Annotated in this window: 23 protein-coding genes; 19 read left to right on the forward strand and 4 right to left on the reverse strand. The window is 59.5% G+C overall.

Annotated elements, in window-relative coordinates:
- Positions 1 to 7: 7 nt before the first annotated feature.
- From galU to EXR36_01905, 10 genes are all read left to right on the forward strand, one after another.
- Entirely contained in the window at positions 8 to 877 is an 870-nt protein-coding gene (gene galU / locus EXR36_01860; GenBank protein ID MSQ58416.1) for a UTP--glucose-1-phosphate uridylyltransferase GalU, read from the forward strand.
- Positions 840 to 1433 (forward strand): hypoxanthine-guanine phosphoribosyltransferase, encoded by a 594-nt coding sequence (locus EXR36_01865; protein MSQ58417.1) that lies wholly within the window; start codon positions 840 to 842, stop codon positions 1431 to 1433. The genes galU and EXR36_01865 overlap by 38 nt, the downstream gene beginning before the upstream one ends.
- Positions 1434 to 1435: 2 nt before the next feature.
- The gene (locus tag EXR36_01870) at positions 1436 to 2188 is read left to right on the forward strand and encodes an S-methyl-5'-thioinosine phosphorylase (GenBank protein ID MSQ58418.1); all 753 of its coding nucleotides are present in this window, start codon (positions 1436 to 1438) and stop codon (positions 2186 to 2188) included.
- Entirely contained in the window at positions 2185 to 2715 is a 531-nt protein-coding gene (locus EXR36_01875; protein ID MSQ58419.1) for a peptide deformylase, read from the forward strand. The genes EXR36_01870 and EXR36_01875 overlap by 4 nt, the downstream gene beginning before the upstream one ends.
- Before the next feature lie 60 nt (positions 2716 to 2775).
- A complete protein-coding gene (locus EXR36_01880; GenBank protein MSQ58420.1) occupies positions 2776 to 3855 on the forward strand; it encodes a tetratricopeptide repeat protein in 1080 nt (359 codons plus the stop codon).
- On the forward strand, positions 3837 to 4154 hold the full coding sequence (locus tag EXR36_01885; GenBank protein ID MSQ58421.1) for a hypothetical protein: 318 nt from the start codon (positions 3837 to 3839) through the stop codon (positions 4152 to 4154). Before EXR36_01880 ends, EXR36_01885 begins: the two co-directional genes overlap by 19 nt.
- 75 nt (positions 4155 to 4229) lie before the next feature.
- Positions 4230 to 4970: a hypothetical protein gene (locus tag EXR36_01890; protein ID MSQ58422.1), complete on the forward strand. Its 741-nt coding sequence runs from the start codon at positions 4230 to 4232 to the stop codon at positions 4968 to 4970.
- Between the two features lie 73 nt (positions 4971 to 5043).
- Positions 5044 to 5700 (forward strand): hypothetical protein, encoded by a 657-nt coding sequence (locus EXR36_01895; protein ID MSQ58423.1) that lies wholly within the window; start codon positions 5044 to 5046, stop codon positions 5698 to 5700.
- A 20-nt stretch (positions 5701 to 5720) separates the two neighbouring features.
- Positions 5721 to 6059, forward strand: coding sequence for a flagellar hook-length control protein FliK (locus EXR36_01900; protein MSQ58424.1), 339 nt, complete (start codon positions 5721 to 5723; stop codon positions 6057 to 6059).
- Complete coding sequence (locus EXR36_01905; protein ID MSQ58425.1) at positions 6052 to 6375, forward strand: hypothetical protein; 324 nt, start codon at positions 6052 to 6054, stop codon at positions 6373 to 6375. The genes EXR36_01900 and EXR36_01905 overlap by 8 nt, the downstream gene beginning before the upstream one ends.
- Here EXR36_01905 and EXR36_01910 read toward each other — a convergent pair.
- On the reverse strand, positions 6332 to 9016 hold the full coding sequence (locus EXR36_01910) for a [protein-PII] uridylyltransferase (protein MSQ58426.1): 2685 nt from the start codon (positions 9014 to 9016) through the stop codon (positions 6332 to 6334). The two genes, EXR36_01905 and EXR36_01910, sit on opposite strands and share 44 nt — an antisense overlap.
- Positions 8902 to 9726 carry a type I methionyl aminopeptidase gene (gene map, locus EXR36_01915; protein ID MSQ58427.1) on the reverse strand — a complete coding sequence of 275 codons (825 nt, stop codon included), beginning with the start codon at positions 9724 to 9726 and terminating at the stop codon, positions 8902 to 8904. Before map ends, EXR36_01910 begins: the two co-directional genes overlap by 115 nt.
- Before the next feature lie 104 nt (positions 9727 to 9830).
- On the opposite strand from map, the gene EXR36_01920 reads away from it, so the two are divergent.
- The 3 genes from EXR36_01920 to EXR36_01930 are packed head-to-tail and all read left to right on the forward strand — an operon-like array spanning position 9831 to position 10960.
- Positions 9831 to 10475: a hypothetical protein gene (locus EXR36_01920; protein MSQ58428.1), complete on the forward strand. Its 645-nt coding sequence runs from the start codon at positions 9831 to 9833 to the stop codon at positions 10473 to 10475.
- Positions 10265 to 10600: a hypothetical protein gene (locus EXR36_01925; GenBank protein ID MSQ58429.1), complete on the forward strand. Its 336-nt coding sequence runs from the start codon at positions 10265 to 10267 to the stop codon at positions 10598 to 10600. Before EXR36_01920 ends, EXR36_01925 begins: the two co-directional genes overlap by 211 nt.
- 3 nt (positions 10601 to 10603) lie before the next feature.
- On the forward strand, positions 10604 to 10960 hold the full coding sequence (locus tag EXR36_01930; GenBank protein ID MSQ58430.1) for a hypothetical protein: 357 nt from the start codon (positions 10604 to 10606) through the stop codon (positions 10958 to 10960).
- Positions 10961 to 10968: 8 nt separating this feature from the next.
- On the opposite strand, the gene EXR36_01935 is transcribed toward EXR36_01930, so the two are convergent.
- The gene (locus tag EXR36_01935; protein ID MSQ58431.1) at positions 10969 to 11343 is read right to left on the reverse strand and encodes an OmpA family protein; all 375 of its coding nucleotides are present in this window, start codon (positions 11341 to 11343) and stop codon (positions 10969 to 10971) included.
- Between the two features lie 716 nt (positions 11344 to 12059).
- On the opposite strand from EXR36_01935, the gene EXR36_01940 reads away from it, so the two are divergent.
- The 6 genes from EXR36_01940 (at position 12060) to EXR36_01965 (ending at position 17779) form a co-directional block, all read left to right on the forward strand.
- Positions 12060 to 12488 (forward strand): hypothetical protein, encoded by a 429-nt coding sequence (locus tag EXR36_01940; GenBank protein MSQ58432.1) that lies wholly within the window; start codon positions 12060 to 12062, stop codon positions 12486 to 12488.
- A gap of 113 nt (positions 12489 to 12601) precedes the next feature.
- Positions 12602 to 12904, forward strand: coding sequence for a hypothetical protein (locus EXR36_01945; GenBank protein ID MSQ58433.1), 303 nt, complete (start codon positions 12602 to 12604; stop codon positions 12902 to 12904).
- 23 nt (positions 12905 to 12927) lie between these two features.
- Complete coding sequence (locus tag EXR36_01950; GenBank protein ID MSQ58434.1) at positions 12928 to 14472, forward strand: DUF4384 domain-containing protein; 1545 nt, start codon at positions 12928 to 12930, stop codon at positions 14470 to 14472.
- Positions 14465 to 14833 (forward strand): hypothetical protein, encoded by a 369-nt coding sequence (locus EXR36_01955; protein MSQ58435.1) that lies wholly within the window; start codon positions 14465 to 14467, stop codon positions 14831 to 14833. The genes EXR36_01950 and EXR36_01955 overlap by 8 nt, the downstream gene beginning before the upstream one ends.
- A gap of 20 nt (positions 14834 to 14853) precedes the next feature.
- Complete coding sequence (locus tag EXR36_01960; GenBank protein MSQ58436.1) at positions 14854 to 15579, forward strand: DUF2807 domain-containing protein; 726 nt, start codon at positions 14854 to 14856, stop codon at positions 15577 to 15579.
- Between the two features lie 523 nt (positions 15580 to 16102).
- On the forward strand, positions 16103 to 17779 hold the full coding sequence (locus EXR36_01965) for a hypothetical protein (GenBank protein ID MSQ58437.1): 1677 nt from the start codon (positions 16103 to 16105) through the stop codon (positions 17777 to 17779).
- A 3-nt stretch (positions 17780 to 17782) separates the two neighbouring features.
- Here EXR36_01965 and EXR36_01970 read toward each other — a convergent pair.
- Positions 17783 to 18154, reverse strand: a 372-nt coding sequence (locus EXR36_01970; protein MSQ58438.1) for a gamma-glutamyltransferase, incomplete at its 5' end; no start/stop codon positions are given.

Consider the following 18154-nt stretch of genomic DNA (forward strand, 5'->3'; position numbering starts at 1 on the left):
GCCATTCATGACAACGGTAACCAAGGCAGTCTTTCCAGTGGCGGGATTGGGTACGCGCTTTCTCCCGGTGACCAAGTCGAGTCCCAAGGAGATGCTTCCCATCGTGGACAAGCCTCTCATTCAACATGCCGTCGAGGAGGCCGTCGCGGCGGGCATTACCCATATGATTTTTATCACGGGCCGGAACAAGCGCGCCATCGAGGATCACTTTGACAAGGCCTACGAACTGGAAACGGAGTTAGAGATGCGCGGGCGCGACAAGCTGCTCGCCCAAGTACGTAATATCGTTCCGCGCCACGTCAATTGCACCTACGTGCGGCAGACCGAAGCCTTGGGCCTGGGCCATGCCGTGCTGTGTGCCAAGCACGTGGTGGGCGACGAGCCCTTCGCGGTGATCTTGGCCGATGACTTGATCGACTCCACCATACCAGTAATCCGGCAAATGGTGGAGGTGTACGAGCGCAAGCGCTGCTCGGTGATTGCCGTGCAGAGCGTCTCCCGCGAGGAGACTTCCAGTTACGGCATCATCGCCGGGGATCCCGAGGGAGACCGGCTCATCCGCATGTCCAAGATCGTGGAAAAACCGAAGCCCGCCGACGCGCCTTCCACCTTGGGCGTGGTGGGGCGTTACGTGCTGTCGCCCTCAGTGTTTCGCCACCTCGAGCAAGTGAAGCCTGGGGCTGGCGGAGAAATTCAGTTGACCGATGGGATTGCCGCGGCCCTTGCCAGCGAGGGCGCCCTGGGTTACCAGTTCGAAGGGACACGCTACGACTGCGGCACGAAGCTGGGCTACCTTCAAGCCAATATCATGTACGGGTTGCGTCACACCGAAGTGGCGGATGAATTGGCGGCATTCCTCAAAAGATTGCCGAGGTAACGGCATCGTGTTAGCTCACGCCGAGGCCTGGAAGGTGTTGCAAGGCGCGGACTTGATCTGCGACGAAGCCGCCGCGCGCGCCGCCGTGGAACGTGTTGCCCAAGAGATTACCGCTGCGCTGGGAGAGCGCTCTCCTCTCGTGATATCGGTCATGGGCGGTGGGGTGGTGTTTACGGGGCAATTGCTCCCTTTGCTACGTTTCCCCTTGGAATTCGATTACCTGCACGCGACGCGATACCGCGATGGCACGAGCGGCGGTCAGATCGAGTGGAAGGTGCTTCCCCGCGCTGAGGCCAAGGGGCGCGTGGTTTTGGTACTCGATGACATCCTGGACCAGGGTCACACGTTGTTGGCCATTCGCGAGCGCATGCTAGGGCAGGGTGCCAGCGCTTTCTACAGTGCCGTCTTCGCCGATAAAATTCTCGCCGAGACCAAGCCTATCCACGCCGATTTCGTGGGGGTGCGCGTTCCAGACCGCTATGTGTTTGGCTTTGGCATGGACGTGCATGGCGCCTGGCGTAATCTTCCCGCTGTATATGCTTTGAACAAGGAATAGCAATGCTGGCAATCATCGGCGGTTCGGGTTTGACCCAACTCGCCAATTTGGAAGTCACGCACCGGCAGATCGTGCGTACCCCCTGGGGGGAGCCCTCTGGACCGCTCACATTTGGCCTGATGCAAGGCAAGGAAGTGATGTTTTTGGCGCGCCATGGCTACGGCCACACCATACCGCCTCACCGGGTCAATTACCGGGCGAATATCTGGGCGCTCAAGGAGTACAAGGCGAAGCAGGTTGTATCGGTCGCGTCCGTGGGCGGGATTGGAGCGAACATGAAACCAGGCGTCTTGGCTATTCCGCGCCAGATCATCGATTACACCCACGGGCGGCAGGGCACCTTCTTCGAAGGGGAAGGCTCGGGCGATGAACGTGCCGTGGTGCACATCGATTTCACTCACCCCTACGACCAAGCTCTACGCGTCCAACTATTGCAAGCGGCCAAGGCAATCTCGATACCGGTGATCGACGGAGGTGTCTACGCCACGACCCAGGGACCGCGGTTGGAGACGGCGGCTGAAATCAACCGTCTTGAGCGTGACGGTGCGGACATGGTTGGCATGACAGGAATGCCGGAGGCTGCCCTCGCGCGCGAAATCGGGCTTCCCTACGCCGCGGTGGCGGTGGTGGCCAACCATGCCGCCGGACGCGCCGACAGCGAAAGCGGCGTTCATCTGGATGCCATTCACGCGATCTTGAAAGATGCGCTCCGGCAAGTCCGCGGCGTGATCGAGCAGTTACTCGTGACTCAATGATTAGAACAGTGCTGCGCATGGGCGACCCGCGGTTGCTGGAAGTGAGCAAGCCGGTGGAAGCCTTCGATACTCCAGAATTGCATGCGCTGTTGCAGGATATGGATGACACGATGCGTGCGCTGAGCGGCGCGGGGATCGCGGCGCCCCAGATCGGCGTGCTCTTGCGCATGGTGATTTTCGAGGTCAAGGAGAATCCCCGCTATCCCGATGCGGAGCAGGTGCCCTACACGGTGCTGATCAATCCCGTCATCACTCCCGTGAGCGAGGTCATGGAGGAGGGCTGGGAGGGGTGTCTGAGCGTTCCCGGCATGCGTGGGGTGGTCCCGCGTTACACCCAGTTGCGCTATCAGGGCCATGATCTTCAGGGCCAGCCCATCGACCGGACGGTTTCGGGATTTCACGCGCGCGTCGTGCAACACGAATGCGACCACCTGAACGGCATCCTCTATCCCATGAGAATCAAGGATTTGCGGATGTTTGGCTACAATGACGTGCTTTTTCCAGGCCGGGAGGTGGTTGAGGACTGATTTTGTAAATTCGCTGTTAAGTATTGTGTAATTTCGTCGTAACCCTGGCTGTCGAGACCCATGAAGCATGCAGCCAGCACCGTGGCAGTTCGTTTTACCTCCCTTAAGAATGGAACTCCCAGAGGCGTTTCCCAGCGCTCCGAGGATTTGCTAGCTCGCGCCATCGCCCATCATGGTGCCGGGCAATTTGCGCCCGCACTGGATATTTACCGCCAGCTACTCGGTGATAACCCGGGGCATGCCAAAGCGTTAGAGCTCGCTGGAATTTGCTGCATGCAGGCGGGGCGCCATGCTGACGCCGCCGGTTATCTGCGCGCGGCTCTCAAGAGCGATTCTGATAACCATACCCTTAACAACAATCTTGGCGTCTGTCTCCAGCATCTAGGCGATTTTTCCGGGGCCGCGCAGGCATTGCGCCAATCGGTCCGGTTGCAGCCCAATTATCCGGAAGCCCACAACAATCTCGGTAGCGTGTTGGAAGCGTCGAATCGATTACCGGAGGCGGTGAGTGCCTATCTGAAGGTTCTTGAGCTGGCACCCGAACATCGCGCGGCACTCCTGAATTTGAAACGCTTGGCCTGCGACCCCGAACTTGCCCCGGCGATAGCGCGGGAATTGGCGGTGCTTCCAGTGCAAAGCATCGCGCTTCGCGAGTTGCACTTCATCGCCAAAGCCGTATGCGACAGGCAGAGTTCCGCCGTGACTACCCAACCATTGAGGTTGATGCTGGAGTCCGCCGAGGCCAAGGCCGAGCGCGGCGACGCGGCGGGCGCCATCGAAGAATACCAACGCGTCGTGGCACATAATCCACGCAATGCCGCGGCCTGGAATAACCTCGGGTTGCTCTTCAGGCGCGTGCACGATTACGCGCAAGCCTTGTCCGCTTTGGCGCGCGCGACGCAGCTCGATCCGGACTTCGCCATGGCATGGAATAGTTTGGGCAGTTGTTACCTCGATCTTGGCGATCTCGCCCAGGCGCGTGGCGCCCTTGAGCGGGCCAAGAGCCTAGCGCCGACCACCGCGAGTATCGAATGCAACCTTGGCGTGCTGCACCGTGCTTCGCAAGACGCCACACAAGCCCTGGCGTGCTACGAGCGGGCCTTAATCATGGACTCGAACCTGTGTACGAAACGCATTTGAATCTGGGAAACTTGCGCGGCGACTTCGGCGATGAGGCCGGCGCCCAGGAGGCCTTTGGACGTGCCGTGCAGTTGGCGCCCCAAAGCGCGGAGGCTCATTATGGTTTTGCGGTGGCGCAAAGTGCCCACGAGGTGGCGATGCATCATTTTAATCGTGCCCTTGCGTTGAAGCCTGAGTATCCGGAGGCCGAACTTGCCCGCCTTTATACCCAACTCAAGGCCTGCTACTGGAATGGCCTCTCCAGCCGCATCGCGCGAGTGAGCGAAATGGCGCAAGACCAGTCCATGCCGGCGTTGTAGCCCTTCTGGTTTGTGGCGATTTCGCCTTCACGCAAAGCCCAACAACAGTGCGCACGCAAATGGGCCCGCCTGAAAATGCCTCCGATCGCGCCCCTTGCGCGCGACAACATCCAGGTAGGGCACCCTAAGAAGACCTCGCTGGTTTGGGTAGGGTTTCTCTCGGGAGATTTGCGTTCGCATGCCGTCGTGGAGTTACTGAAGGAGGTATTGCCTTGCATCGATCCGCGCCGCTGCGAGCTCTTCGCGTACGACTCAAGTCCCGATGACGGCAGCGCAACGCGAAGGGAACTCCTGGCTTCATTCCGCGAAGCTCGTCCCGTGGCTACCCTGGACATGCACGCGCTTGCCAACACCATCGCCTCAGATGACATCGACGTGCTGGTGGATCTCTCCGGTTACACGCAACACTCCCGCTCCAAAGTGCTCGCCTTGCGTCCCGCGCCAGTGCAAGTGAGTTATCTCGGATTTCCGGGAGCCATGGGGTGGAGCGCGGTGGATTATTTGTTGGCCGACGATTACCTCGTCCACGCATTACACGAGGCCGGCTACGACGAGCGTATCGTGCGCTTGCCGCTTTGCTACCAACCGGCCCGGCGCTTCGATCTGGATACGAACGCGATTCCCGCCCGCGAATCCATGGGATTGCCAAAGGAGGGGATCGTGTTCGCGTGCTTTGGCAACCCCTACAAATTGCGGCCGGAGATGTTCGAGTGCTGGCTGCGCATATTGCGGCAGGTGCCTGGAAGCGTACTGTGGTTCGCGCGTTATAACGATATCGCCGAAAGCGCGCTGCGTGCCTTTACGAAGCCGAGCTGATCGTCGCGTTGTACCGAAAATCCAAGACCAACGGCGTCGAATAGCCCGCGCCCAGGGTCTTAAGGGTTAGCCCATGGCGGATGCCTTCACCGCCGTTACGCGCTTGTTGCTCGAAGGCGCCCTTCTTAGGGATTCCCGCGAAGGGGCGGAAAACCCGAAATGGACGCCCGGCACCCAGGTGAAAGCCGAGGTGCGCGCCGTCATCGAACCATACCGGGCCCTGCTCCAAATCGGCCAACACGTCGTGGATGCCAGGCTACCAGTCCCGGTGAAGCTAGGGGAGCGCTTGCCGTTGCGCGTGGTGGAACCATTCCCGAAACTCGTGTTTGCGCTGGAGCCGGAAGACGCCCCGGCGGCGCAACGCAGCCAGGTGAGCATGAGTTCGGCGGCGCGGGTGATCGCCGAAGTCATACGCAATGCGGAGCCTGGGCAGACCAAGCCGTTGCAGCTCACGCAGCCATTGCCTCTGCCCCAAGGTGCGGCGCCACGCCCCGAGGAAATCGCACATAGCCTGAAGCAAGCCCTGGAACGCAGCGGGTTGTTCTACGAGAAGCATCAAGCTCGCTGGATATCGGGGGAATATCCCTTGGCGGAGCTTGCGCGCGAGCCCCAAGCCAAGACATACCGGCCGGTTGGTACCGCCAGTCCGGTGTACACGGAAATCCCGCCCGGCCCGACACTCCCCGATGAGGGGGTGTTACCAGCGGCGAAAAGCTCGCGGCCACTCTGAAGGAGGGCTCTTTTCCCCGTATGCCAGCGGAAGTGCCTCTGCGGGCACAACTGGATTTGATCGAGGGCCGCCCGGTCATGGTGGCCATCCTGGGTTGGGAGCCGCGGGAGGCGCATTGGGAGTTACCGCGGAAGGGTCAGGCTGAGCGGGAAGAAGACATTTGGACTACCCAACTGCAACTGAATTTCCCGCGTTTGGGGCAAATGACCGCGCGCATCCGCCTGGCCGGCGACAGTTTGGCCCTCGCCTTGACCGCGGAATCTGGACAAACCAGGGCTGAATTGGCCGCGCGGCAGGAGGCCCTCAAGGCTGCGGGCCTTAGCCTGTCTGCCTTGGCGGTGAGCCATCGCGATGGGTGAGGAGCGACGCCACGCGGTTGCCCTGACATACCGGAAGGACGATCAAGCCCCCAAGGTGGTGGCGAAAGGGCGTGGCCTCATCGCGGAAGAGATCATTGCGCGCGCCAAGGAGGCGGATATATTCGTCCACGAATCCGCCGAGCTGGTCTCCATGCTCATGCAGGTGGAGCTGGACCAGCACATCCCGCCCCAACTCTACCGCGCCATCGCGGAATTGCTAGCCTGGTTGTATCGCATCGAGGCAGGTGAGAACGTTCCCGCCCCAGTAGGCCCTAGTTCTGCAGCGCTTGCAGCAGCTCGCTCTCCAGGCGAATAACCTCCATCGTATTTTTCAATACATCCCCTGCCACCACGAAGGTATCTTCCGCGCGCTCGCCCATGGTGTTGATCTTGGCATTATGCAAATCCACTTCGTAGCGCACCAGGACTCGCGCGATGCTGGACAGCAACCCAGGGCGGTCGCCGGCAGTGATGGACAGGTAGTAGGCGTTGCCGCGCTCATCGGGGCGCAGGGACACTTCGGGAGACACGGGGAAGCTCTTCAGGCGGCGGCTAATGCGGCCCTTTACCGGAGGAGGCAGGGGCGCGTCGCGTTCCAGTTGCGCGCATAACTCGTGTTCGATGTAGTTTAGGAGATCACGGTAATTGGCCGCATTGGGCTCGGGGCTCATCACCTGGAAAGTGTCCAGGGCGTAGCCGTGCAAAGTGGTGTGGATGCGCGCTTCTATGATGGAGAACTGTACACGCTCGAAGAACGCGCATATCTGGGCGAAAAGATTCTTTCGGTCGGGTGTGTAGATCAATACCTGGATACCTTCGCCCGCGGGGCTTACGCGCGCTTTCACCACGGGTACGGGCGTATTGACGCGGTAGTTGAGCACGCGCGTGTGCCACGCTATCTCGCGCGCATCGTGGCGCAGAAAGTAAGCGGTATCGAACTGCGCCCATAACTTCTCGTGGGCATCGTCGGGCACGGCGTAGAGCCTTAATTTTTCGAGCGCGAGTTTTTGCCGCGATTGCAGGCGCTCGCCGCTCGGATCGCGGTCGCCTCCGAGAAAACGCCGCGCGGACCAGAACAGATCTTCCAGCAATTTGCCCTTCCAGGCGTTCCACACCTTGGGACTGGTGCCGCGAATATCCGCCACCGTAAGAAGATAGAGCGCGATCAAGCGCCGCTCGTCGCGCACCAGCATGGCGAAATCGGCGATGACCTTGGGATCGGCGAGATCTTTTTTTTGCGCGGTCGAGGACATCACCAGATGCTGCTCCACCAGCCACACCACCAATTCGGTATCCGTCTTGTCCATCCCGTGACTACGGCAAAAACGCGTGGCATCAGCGCTGCCCAAAGCGGAGTGGTCGCCCCCGCGGCCTTTGGCGATATCGTGTAAGAGGCCAGCGAGGTAGAGCAGTTCAGGCTTGGGGAATTCGCTCATCAGCCGGCTGCACAGGGGATATTCGTGAGCCATCTCCGGCACGGCGAAACGGCGTAAATTGCGCACCACCATGAGAATGTGTTCGTCGACGGCATACACGTGATAGAGATCGTGCTGCATCTGGCCCACGATGCGCCCGAAGGCGGGAAGGTAGCGCCCGAGCACGCCGTAGCGGTTCATGCGCCGCAAAGCGTGCGTGAGCCCGCTGCCATGCTGAAATAGCCCGAGAAAAACGCGCTGGTTGGCCGGGTCGCGCCGAAAGCGATGGCCGATCAACCGCGTGCCCCGCCATAGGGCGCGCAAGGTGCCCGCCGCCAAGCCCTTCAATTCGGGGTGTTGTTGCAGGAGGCTAAAACACTCCAGTAGGGCGCCGGGTTGCCGCTCGAACACGTTTTCGTCGGTGGCTTTCAAGTATTCGTGTTCCGCCACGAAGCGCTCGTTGATGGGCGTGGTTGGAACCCCGGCCGATGCATCGATGCGCGTGCGCAGGTTATGCAGCAAGACTTCGTTCAAGGCCGTCACCTCGCGCGCGGTACGAAAGTAGCGCTGCATCACGCGCTCGCTACCTAGGCGCTGGGGCGTATCTTCCAGGGACAATTGTTTGGCGAGGGGTGCTTGCAGATCGAATAACAACCGATCCTCCCGTCTTCCCGCCTGGTAGTGCAACCGGATCCGCAGAGTTTGCAGCACCGCTTCGTGTTGGCTGATGCGTTTGGCCTCGCTCGCCGTGAGCAATTGGTGCAGGGCCAGGGCATGCCAGCTCGCACCCAGCGAGGCCGCTTGGCTTACCCATAATATGGTGTTGAGGTCCCGCAAACCTCCGAGGCCTTCCTTGATGTTAGGTTCCAGGTTGGATGCCGTATCATTGAAGCGGTTATGGCGCTGCTGCTGTTCCAGCAGCTTAGCCTCGAGAAAACGCTTCGGGTCTAGGCTTTGTGCCACCCTCTCGGAAAATTCGCGGAACAATGCGCGGCTTCCCGCCACCCAGCGGGCTTCGAGCAAGGTGGTCTGGATGGTGATGTCGCGCGCGGCTTCGTCCAAGCACTCACCAATGGTGCGGATGCTATGGCCGGTCTCCAGACCTATGTCCCAGATGGGCGCTATCAACGCGCCGGCTTGCTCGCGCAGTGATTGGTCTTGCTCGGGGACGAGAATCAACACATCCACATCGGAATGCGGAAAAAGTGTACGGCGGGCGTACCCGCCCACCGCGACCAAGGCGAGGGGCCCGAGCACTTCGGCACCGCGCCACACGCTTCGCAGCACGCGATCCACCAAGGCGGCGTGCTTGCGCAGAAGTGGCCCGGGGCGGCCGGTGCTCAGAAAATGGATCTTGAGCGCAGCCCTCTCGCGGGAGACCACCTCCCGGTAATGCGCTACCGGAACTTGATTCAACGCAATTGGTGCTACGCCACGGGGCTGGAAACGGCCGCCTGCTGGAAGGCAGGCGGGGGAGGAGTCGCGGCCGACTGCGTGAGGATCTCGAATCCCTCTTCGATGACCAGCACGGTGTGCTCCCATTGCGCGGATAAGGAATGGTCCTTGGTGACCACCGTCCATCCGTCGCCCAATACCTTGATGCCTGCCTTGCCCGCGTTGATCATGGGTTCCACCGTGAAGGTCATGCCGGGTTGCAACTTGACTCCGGTATTGGGCCTTCCATAGTGCAAGACCTGGGGTTCTTCATGGAACTTGCGGCCGATACCGTGCCCGCAGAATTCCCGCACCACACTGTACCCGCGCTGTTCGGCATAACGCTGAATGGCATGGCCAATGTCGCCCAGATGGGCGCCCGCCCGCACGGCGCGAATGCCTAGCCACATGCATTCGTACGTCACCTCGCACAGCCGCCTGGCTTGGATGGAGGGTTCGCCCACGAAAAACATGCGGCTGGTGTCGCCATGAAAACCGTCCTTGATGACGGTGATGTCCACGTTGACGATATCGCCGTTCCTGAGCTTCTTCTGTCCCGGCACGCCGTGGCAAACCACGTGATTGACGGAGGTGCAGATGGAACGCGGAAAGGGATGGTAGCCAGGCGGAGCATAGTTGAGTGGCGCGGGGATCGTCCCTTGCACCCGCACCATGTACTCGTGGCATAGCGCATCGACTTCATCGGTGGTCATGCCAGTCTTGATTTGCGGACCGATGAAATCCAATACTTCCGATGCGAGGCGCCCGGCGATGCGCATCTTCGCGATCTCGTCGGGAGTTTTCAGGATGACTGCCATAAGGGGAGGGGAGAGATTCCGTGGCATGGGATTCTACTGGACCGGGCGAGCTCATTGCGTGCGGACGCCGCGGCCATTAGAGTGCTCGGGCATGAAGGAGGTGCATGAAGATCACCGACATTCAGGTACTGAGCCTGGCGGGGCCGAAGGTACCGTTCCCCATGAAGCCCGCTTGGGCGGCAGGGAGCCAATGGGAGCGTTATGGCGGCACGCTCGTCAAGGTGTTTACTGATGAAGGAATCGTTGGCCTGGGTTCCCCCGGCTACGTGGTGTCGCCCAAGATCGAGTCGTGGATCAAACCTCAACTCATCGGGCAAGACCCCTTCGCCGTGGAACGCCACGCACGCGTATTTCGCGGAGCCGGAGAGGCTTGGGGAGTGGAGATTGCGCTCTGTGACATAATCGGCAAGGCCTGCGGGCAACCCGTGTACAAACTCTGGGGCGCTTATCGCGACCGGGTACCGGCCTATGCCTCATGTATCGAAGTGCGCACCCCGAAGCGGCGTGCCGCGGATATCGTGGCGGTTAAGGCGCAAGGCTGGCGCGCCGCCAAGTTGCGCCTCCACGATTGGACGCTCAAGGCCGACGTCGCGCAAGTGGAAGCGGTGCGCCGCGCCGTGGGAGAGACGACTTCACCCTTCTGGCCGATGCCAATCAGGCGCAACTCCCCGGCACTCAGCAACCAGATGAAAGCGCTGTGTGGCGCTACGAGTGCGCTCTGCATACCGCACGCGAGTTGGAGCGCTTAGGCGTGTATTGGTTGGAGGAGCCCATGGGGCGCTACGATTTTGACAACCTCACGCGCCTCGCGGATGCCGTGGATATTCTCATCGCGGGCGGAGAAAATAATCTGGGGCTGCACGAGTACCGCTAGCTGGTGGACCGCAACTGTTACGACGTGCTGCAACCCGAAGCCATGGTGGGGGAGACCATGACGCAGTTGCGCAAGGCCTGCGCATATGCCGAGATGCATCACAAGCTGTGCGCGCCCCATCATGGCGGAGGCGGAATGGGATTTGTGGCGCATCTGCTCTTGTGCGCCGCCATTCCCAATTGCCCCTTTGTCGAAGTGTTTCACGACCCTCCGGGATTGACCAGCGACCTTTTCCAGTGGTACCTCAAGGAACCCATCGAGCTCGATCCCGCCGATGGCTGCATGCCCTTGCCGCGAAAACCACGCTTTGGTGTGGATCTGGATGAGGACAAGATCCGCCGGTACGCCGTAACGAAATAGGGCGAAACCTAAGTCTCCTTGATTCTGAATTCGACGCGGCGGTTTTCCGGAGCGTTAGGTTCCGCTGCATTCAACGGCATGCGCTTGCCCATGCCCACCACCGTAATATTCTCGGGAGCAATTTGATGCACCTTCACGAGGTAGTTTTTCACCGCGCTCGCCCTAAGAAAGGACAAGATCAGGTTGTATTGATCGCTCCCGTGCGCGTCCGTGTGACCCTCGATAATGAGCTTGAGGCCGGGCCCCGCCATTTTTATTCCTTCGGCTAATGCGTCAAGCTGAGGTGCCGCATCGGGCATGATCTGCGCGGAGTTGAATTGGAACGGTACCAATAGTGCGATAGATTCGGAAATCCCAGTCTCGGTAGCGGGCGTGTTACCCATCTCGGATTCTTCTTGCACTCCAGTGGGGGGGGGCTTTTGCTGGCGCTGACGCCGAGCGAGGGGCAATCCTCTTGTACTGTTTGTGCGGCGGGGGAACCAGCAGGGTGCTTATCGAGAGGATATCCAGAAGGACGACTGACGCCACGAATCTTGAGCGATGCAGATGGCTCGTCTTCCGGCCCAGCCTTGTCCTCGTTTCCTTGAGTAAACGCCTCCTGGCAATCGGGTAAATTTGCTTGAAGCTGAGAAGCCGCCTTCACGCCACTGGCAACCACGGTTCCCGCGGCGGACAAAAGCCGTATCCCACGGGTCTTCACCACCGGGTCGTGGATTGGGGAACGAGAAAAAATCGAGGCTAACTGAACCGGATCCGGGATTTGTCCTGCTGGGAACACGATCGGTTCCCTCGCGTTCGCACCCGCTACGCCTGCTAGTAGGTGGGCCGAGGCTAAAACGGCTATCCACTTCATCTTCTTCGCGCGATTCATCGAGATCTCCTGGATTAAATGTGCATGGGCACATGACGCACGATGAGTCGCAGCTTTCCGGGATTAGGTTTCGCCGGCGGCGGCGCGGTAGTGAATATTTCCTTGAACCGCTGTGAAAGATCTTGCGACTCAATGGCCAGATGGGGCTTGAAGCATATGGGCCCTCATCGAACAAGAGGCCGGCATCCGCTGGTCTCAAACTCAATCACCTTACTTTGGAGATAAATCATGAATGCAGTTCTGAAAGCTGGAATCGTAGCCTTGGGTTTTGTCTGTGCCGGTGCGTTTGCCGCCTCGACCGACGTCAAAGTCGAGAAGCTCGACCAAACTCAATCCGGAACCTACAACCGCCAGTATCTGGACCTGGGTAATGCGTTTGGAAAGGGCGCGAGCAAAGTCGATGCGAAGAATGTCAAGCAGTCCCAGAAGGGCGACCATAACATTCAACAGATGGCCATCGGCAATGCCAGCGGAGAAGGCAAGACCGATGTGAAGGTGGACAAGATCACGCAAACCCAGAGCGGGTCCCGTAACCACCAACTCATGACCATCGGCAATGCACGTTCCGGGAAGAGCAAGGTCGTTGCCAAGAACGTGACCCAATCCCAATCGGGAAAGTATAACGACCAACGCATGAACATCGGTAACGCCAACTAAGCCAGTCAGCTTGCCTGGATCGTCTTGCGCCTGCCTGGCACGCGGCGATCCAGGTTTTTCGTCACATTGCACGGCGAATCCAAGCTCGTGCGGCCCAAATCTAGGAGTTTTACATGTACGCATTCAGAAGAGCGATCTTGGCGGCATTCTCGGCGTTGAGCCTGGTGCTTTGTTTCCACAGCGCTCCAAGTGCAGGTGCGGCGGAAATGAGTATCGGCGACCGCGCCAAGCTGGCCAAGGAGCGCGCCAAACAAAGCGTCGCATTTGGCAGCAAATCCAAGGGCGGCGGCGGCGGGGATAATCCGTGCAGCCTGGATATCGGTAATGTATCCACCGGTGGCCCTGGTAGAGCACCCCGCGAGATCAATGTGTTCGTCCAAGGAGATGTCATCCAGGCGAATAGGAACTGCAAGTAACGCCTAGTGCCAGAGGAATTGTCATGAAAAATATTCGGAATCGGTTTCCTCGCAATGCGCTCTTGCCTCTAGCCTTGGGCGGATTGTTGGACGGTTGCACCGTCATGGATGTGAAGAAGGACGCGGTAGCCAAGACCGAGGCGGCCAGGAAAGGCCCGGAGTCCGCACCCCAGCGTTCGATCACCAATTTCTCCGCTGCCCTGGGGTGCATGGACAGAATGCTCATGGACTACGGCGTGCGCGATGTGTCCGTCCTCGTGGAGGACATCACGGACCAGACCAAGAAGGTCAATGCGGGCACCAAGGACATGCTCATCTCGGCGGTGTCCGATATGACCAAGCGCAGCCGCGCTGTCAAGCTCATCGCTTTCGGCTCGGATTCGGGAAATCTGGTGTCCTTTCTTCAGCAAGCCGAGCGTAAGCAGGTATACGAAGTTGTTCCGCAGTACGACATTAAAGGTTCCATCACGCAGTGGGACGAAAACGTCATCCAGAAGCAGAAGGAACTAGGCGTGGGCTACGAGTCCAATAGCGCGGGATTGAACATTGGAGTCGCCAAGGATGCGGCCTCCTCGGTACTAGGTTTGGATCTCACCATTCTTTCCACTTCCGATTTGTCGGTCGTCCATGGGGTGACATCACGCAATACCGTGGTCATCTTCAAGGAAGGTTCGGGCTACGACGGGGACGCGCGTATCAAGAAGTTCGGCATTAATTTCAGCATGAATCTCTCCAAATCGGAGGGGCAATCGCAGGCGCTTCGAGGCCTGGTGGAGTTGGCCTCCATCGAACTCTTCGGCAAGCTTACCAAGACTCCTTACTGGAGCTGTCTCTGGTCGCCGTCCAACAATGAAACCGTCCGCGAGGAGATCGCGGATTGGTTCGATGCCATGTACGCGAACCCCGTTGAACTCGTTACCTACTTCCAGAAGCAATTGCACCAGCGCGGCTACTACTCTGGCAAAGCCGATGGGCAACCGAACCCCCAGCTACGTGATGCGGTCTCCAAATATAGAGTGGCCTTGGGCTTGAGCGACGAGCCAAGGTTGGACTTCGAATTCTTCGACGCCTATCTGAAAGCGAATCATAGCGATGTCCTAGCGAAAAACCCTCCTTCGGCCACCAAGGAAGACGAACCCGTGGCTGTAGGGGAGGATCTGAAGATGGATGTCGCCGCCACCAACAAGACTGGAAAGTTCTCGGCCGTCGAGGTCATCAGCTTAACTGTAAAACCCAGCCGCGATGCTCATGTGTACTGCTACATGCAGGACGAGACGCGAAAAATCATGCGCTTTTATCCGAACCGGTTCAGCAAGAGCGCGCTCGTACATAGTGCGGTGCCGCTCAACCTCCCCGACAACAAGCACTTAGAGATCGTCGCCAACGCAAAACGCGCAAAAGAGACCGTGGCTTGTTTCGCCACGGAGCAGGATATCTCCAGCGGTCTATCGCCTACGGCCGTGGGAACCGATTTTGAGTATCTGCCGGTTAAGTCGCTTTCCGAAGTGCGCGACCTGTTCGTCATCGCTTCCGATGGCAAGATTGGAGAGGGGTATTTTCATGTCTAAACTAAGTAAACGCCGGACAAACGGGCGTGCACCCGTTTGGCTATCTTCAATAGCTCTCATTGTCACTCCCCTCGCGGCGTTAGCGGCGACCAATTTCTCGCCATTGGCCGAGGTGGAAAGGAAGGGACTGCAAGTGGATGCTGGAACACCCGCGGCGGCCGAACCGGAGAAAAACGCCGCGAAGACCAACCTACGCTGTTGGCAGTACGGGCGCCTGCTATTCGAGGAAGTAGGTTTGGAGTTGGCGAGCGACCAATTCAACCGTTTGCTTACACTGCAGCAAGGGTCCCAGGGCAAGCCCCGTTTGCACTTGGTCGAAACTCCCAACGCCACGTGTCTGTTGAAAGAGTACAAGCCTTGATTTCGCTGGCGCGCAGTTGGATGGCTTCGTCCATTAAGAGCGTTGCAGCCGCTGTCTTGCTGGGTTGCTGCGGCGTAGCCTACTGCGACGCTGAGTTGGGCTCCCGAAGTATCTGGGTGTCCAATTTCAATGGCGTAACGCTACGCGTCCCAGGGGATCTCTACATCACGCAAAATGGCACGCAGGCTATGGTCGTGGAGGCCGAGCCAAAGGTGCTGGCACGCATTCAGGCGCGTGTGCACAAAGGCATGCTCATCATAGACGCGGTTGGCGGGGGATTTCAAACCCAGAAACCGCTCCGGTTCCGGTTGGGCGTGAAGTCGTTACGGGACCTGGCATTGGAGAGTTCCGGGGATATTCACGCTGGTTCATTGAGGGTGGACATGCTGCGAATCGCATCGGATGGCAGCGGATCGGTCAGCGTGGAGGAGTTGATTGTGGGGCATCTACAGGTGGAACTCACCGGCTCGGGAGAGATCCGCGTAGCCGGGGGCCGGGTCACCGAGCAGATCGTTAGCCTGGACGGTTCCGGCGACTATCGCGCACCGCGCTTGCGTGGCCAGACCGTCCTGGTGTCATTAAGCGGCAGTGGCAGCGCTTACGTGATGGCAACCGGTCGGCTGCACGCGGGGATTTCGGGTAGCGGTGACATCGTCTACTTCGGGCACCCGCGAGTGAGCGAATCTGTCAGCGGATCGGGCCAAGTCATCGCGTCTAATGGCAAAGAGCGCGGTCGACAAGAATAGCCGGAATGTAGCGTCCCGGCTTCAATGTAGGGACGCCGTTCGGTTGGCCGGTAGGCATTTGATCCGAACGCCTCGCCGTCCCATGCAAGAAATTGCAGATCCTGAATGGCGGCCCGCAAAGTAATCAAGGTCCCAAGTCCTTGACTTGAGACCTTTATCGCAGGATCTCGGTTCGTCAGTGAGCGGTCGCGCAGGATTCGTCATTCACCGCTTGGGTCAGGATCGAATCCAGATAGGGGTCTTCGAAGAAAGCCGACAAATCTTCATTGCCTAATATTAGATCCACTACACGCTGGGTAATTTCAGGTTGAATGTCGTCCGAAAAAAGCAGTTTGAATCCGTTCATGGTTCGCTCCAGTTGTAATACGAACAATAGGTCGCGTCTCTAGGCGCGGTGGTTCAATCGTTCCTGTGAGGGAAGGGGCTCATTGCCATGCATGAACATAGAGCTGCTCTTGCTGGCGCTCCCGGGGCGTGTCCTATCTGATAACATCTAACCTATTTGTGAGCGTGGATTCAGTCTATGTTTGACTTGGTAATCAAGGAAGCGCTGGTATACGACGGGCTCGGTTCGGCCCCGGCGCTCGCAAGCTTGGCAGTGCAAGACGGGCGCATCGCCGCAATCGGTGAGAACGTGGGCGCCGCGAAGACGACGGTTGGCGCTAAAGGCTTGGCGTTGATGCCGGGCATTATCGACAGTCACACCCACTATGATGCGCAGGTCACTTGGGATCCCTTGGCGTCGCCTTCGCCCGCGCTGGGCGTGACCACGGTTGTCATGGGCAATTGCGGTTTTAGCTTGGCGCCGTGCCGCCCGGCCGACCGCGATTTGAATTTGCGCAATCTCACCTACGTGGAAGGCATGTCACTGGACACCCTGCGCGCGGGCGTGGATTGGCAGTTCGAGAGCTTTCCGCAGTATCTCGATTTCATTCAACGAAACGGTGTCGGACCCAATGTGGCAGCCTTCATCGGGCACTCTTCGGTTCGAACCTGGGTCATGGGCGATGACGCCTCCAAGCGCGCGGCCACCCAGGATGAGATTAGTGCCATGCGCCGCATCGTCATCGAAGGCCTGGAAGCCGGTGCCGTGGGCTTGTCCAGCACCACGTCCTACCAGCATAACGGAGAGAATGGGATTCCCATGCCTTCGCGCTTGGCCAAGGAGGAAGAGTTTCACGCCCTGGCCAGCACGCTGGGCGAGACGGGGCGCGGCGTGTATATGATGACCAAATCGTCCGACACCAGCCCGCCCTGGTTGCAAGCGCTGGCGGCTTCGGCGAAGCGTCCGTTTCTGGTGGCGGCCGTGTTGCACAACCCCTTGGTACCGGACGCGGTATTCGATGACATGCGCGGTGTGGCCGAAGGACGTGCGCGCGGACTCGATATGTATGGCGCTGTGTCGTGCTGCCAGCTGAAATTCGAGTTCAACATGCGCGAGCCTTATGTGTTTGAAGGCCTGCGTTCCTGGAAGCCCGCCATGGCCGTGCGCGGCGATAGCGCGAAGGCCTTGTTTGCCGATGCGGCCTTTCGCCAATCCGTCAAGGACGAACTGGCGGTGAAGGTGCGCCGCGTGTTCGCGGGCGATTGGGAAAAAGTGCACGTCGTGCAAGTCCGCGATGCGCAACACCACGGCTTCGAGGGCCGTAACGTTGCTGAGCTGTCTGCAAGGGACGGTAAACATCCCCTCGATTGGTTGCTCGATTTGTCTCTCGACGAAGATCTGGATACGGTGTTCACCGCCGTGCTGCTCAACTCCGACGAAGAGGCCGTGGCGCGCTTGCTCACGGACCCCAACAGTATCGTGACTTTGTCCGACGCGGGTGCGCACACCACCTTTTTCAGTGACGCAGCCTTCGGATTACACCTACTGGGTTACTGGTCGCGGGAGAAAGGGCTCATGTCCTTCGAGCGCGCCGTGCAGAAACTTACCAGCGAGCAGGCACGACTATTCGGCATCAAGGACCGGGGCATGCTCAAGGTTGGCGCGTACGCGGATTTGCTGCTATGGGATCCGAAGACCGTGGGGCGCGGGGATTCCAAGCGCTATCACGACTTACCCGCGAAGGGTACTCGTCTCATCACGCCCGCCAAGGGGCTGCACGGCGTGTGGGTGAACGGTACCCTCATCGCCGATGGCAGCGGGCTGCGCTCCGATGCCGGGCGCCCTGGGACAGTGCTACGGAATTTTGCGCCCTGATACTTAAAATCCGGCGGCTTGCCCGTCGCGCCGGGGCTCCGAGCCCGCAACGTAGCCGTTGTCCACTTTACGGATGAGTTGGGCGCTGCCGTATTCCATGCTTCCCGGCTCGGTGACCACTACCCGGTGCCCGCGCGCGCGTAGCCCTTCAGCCACCTGAGAAGAAACGCTCGCCTCCAGCAATATGTCGCCGTTTTTCGCGATCTTCCAACGCGGACCGTCGGCGGCGGCTTGCGGATTTTGTTTGTAGTCCAGCGTGCGCGCGGTCATTTGCACATGACCTTGCGGTTGCATGTCCGCACCCATGACACCGAAACTCATCACCGGTTTCGCGTCCCGGGTCATGAACGCGGGAATGATCGTATGGAAAGGCCG

The sequence above is a fragment of the Betaproteobacteria bacterium genome (genome assembly GCA_009693245.1).
Classification (GTDB): Bacteria; Pseudomonadota; Gammaproteobacteria; order Burkholderiales; family SHXO01; genus SHXO01.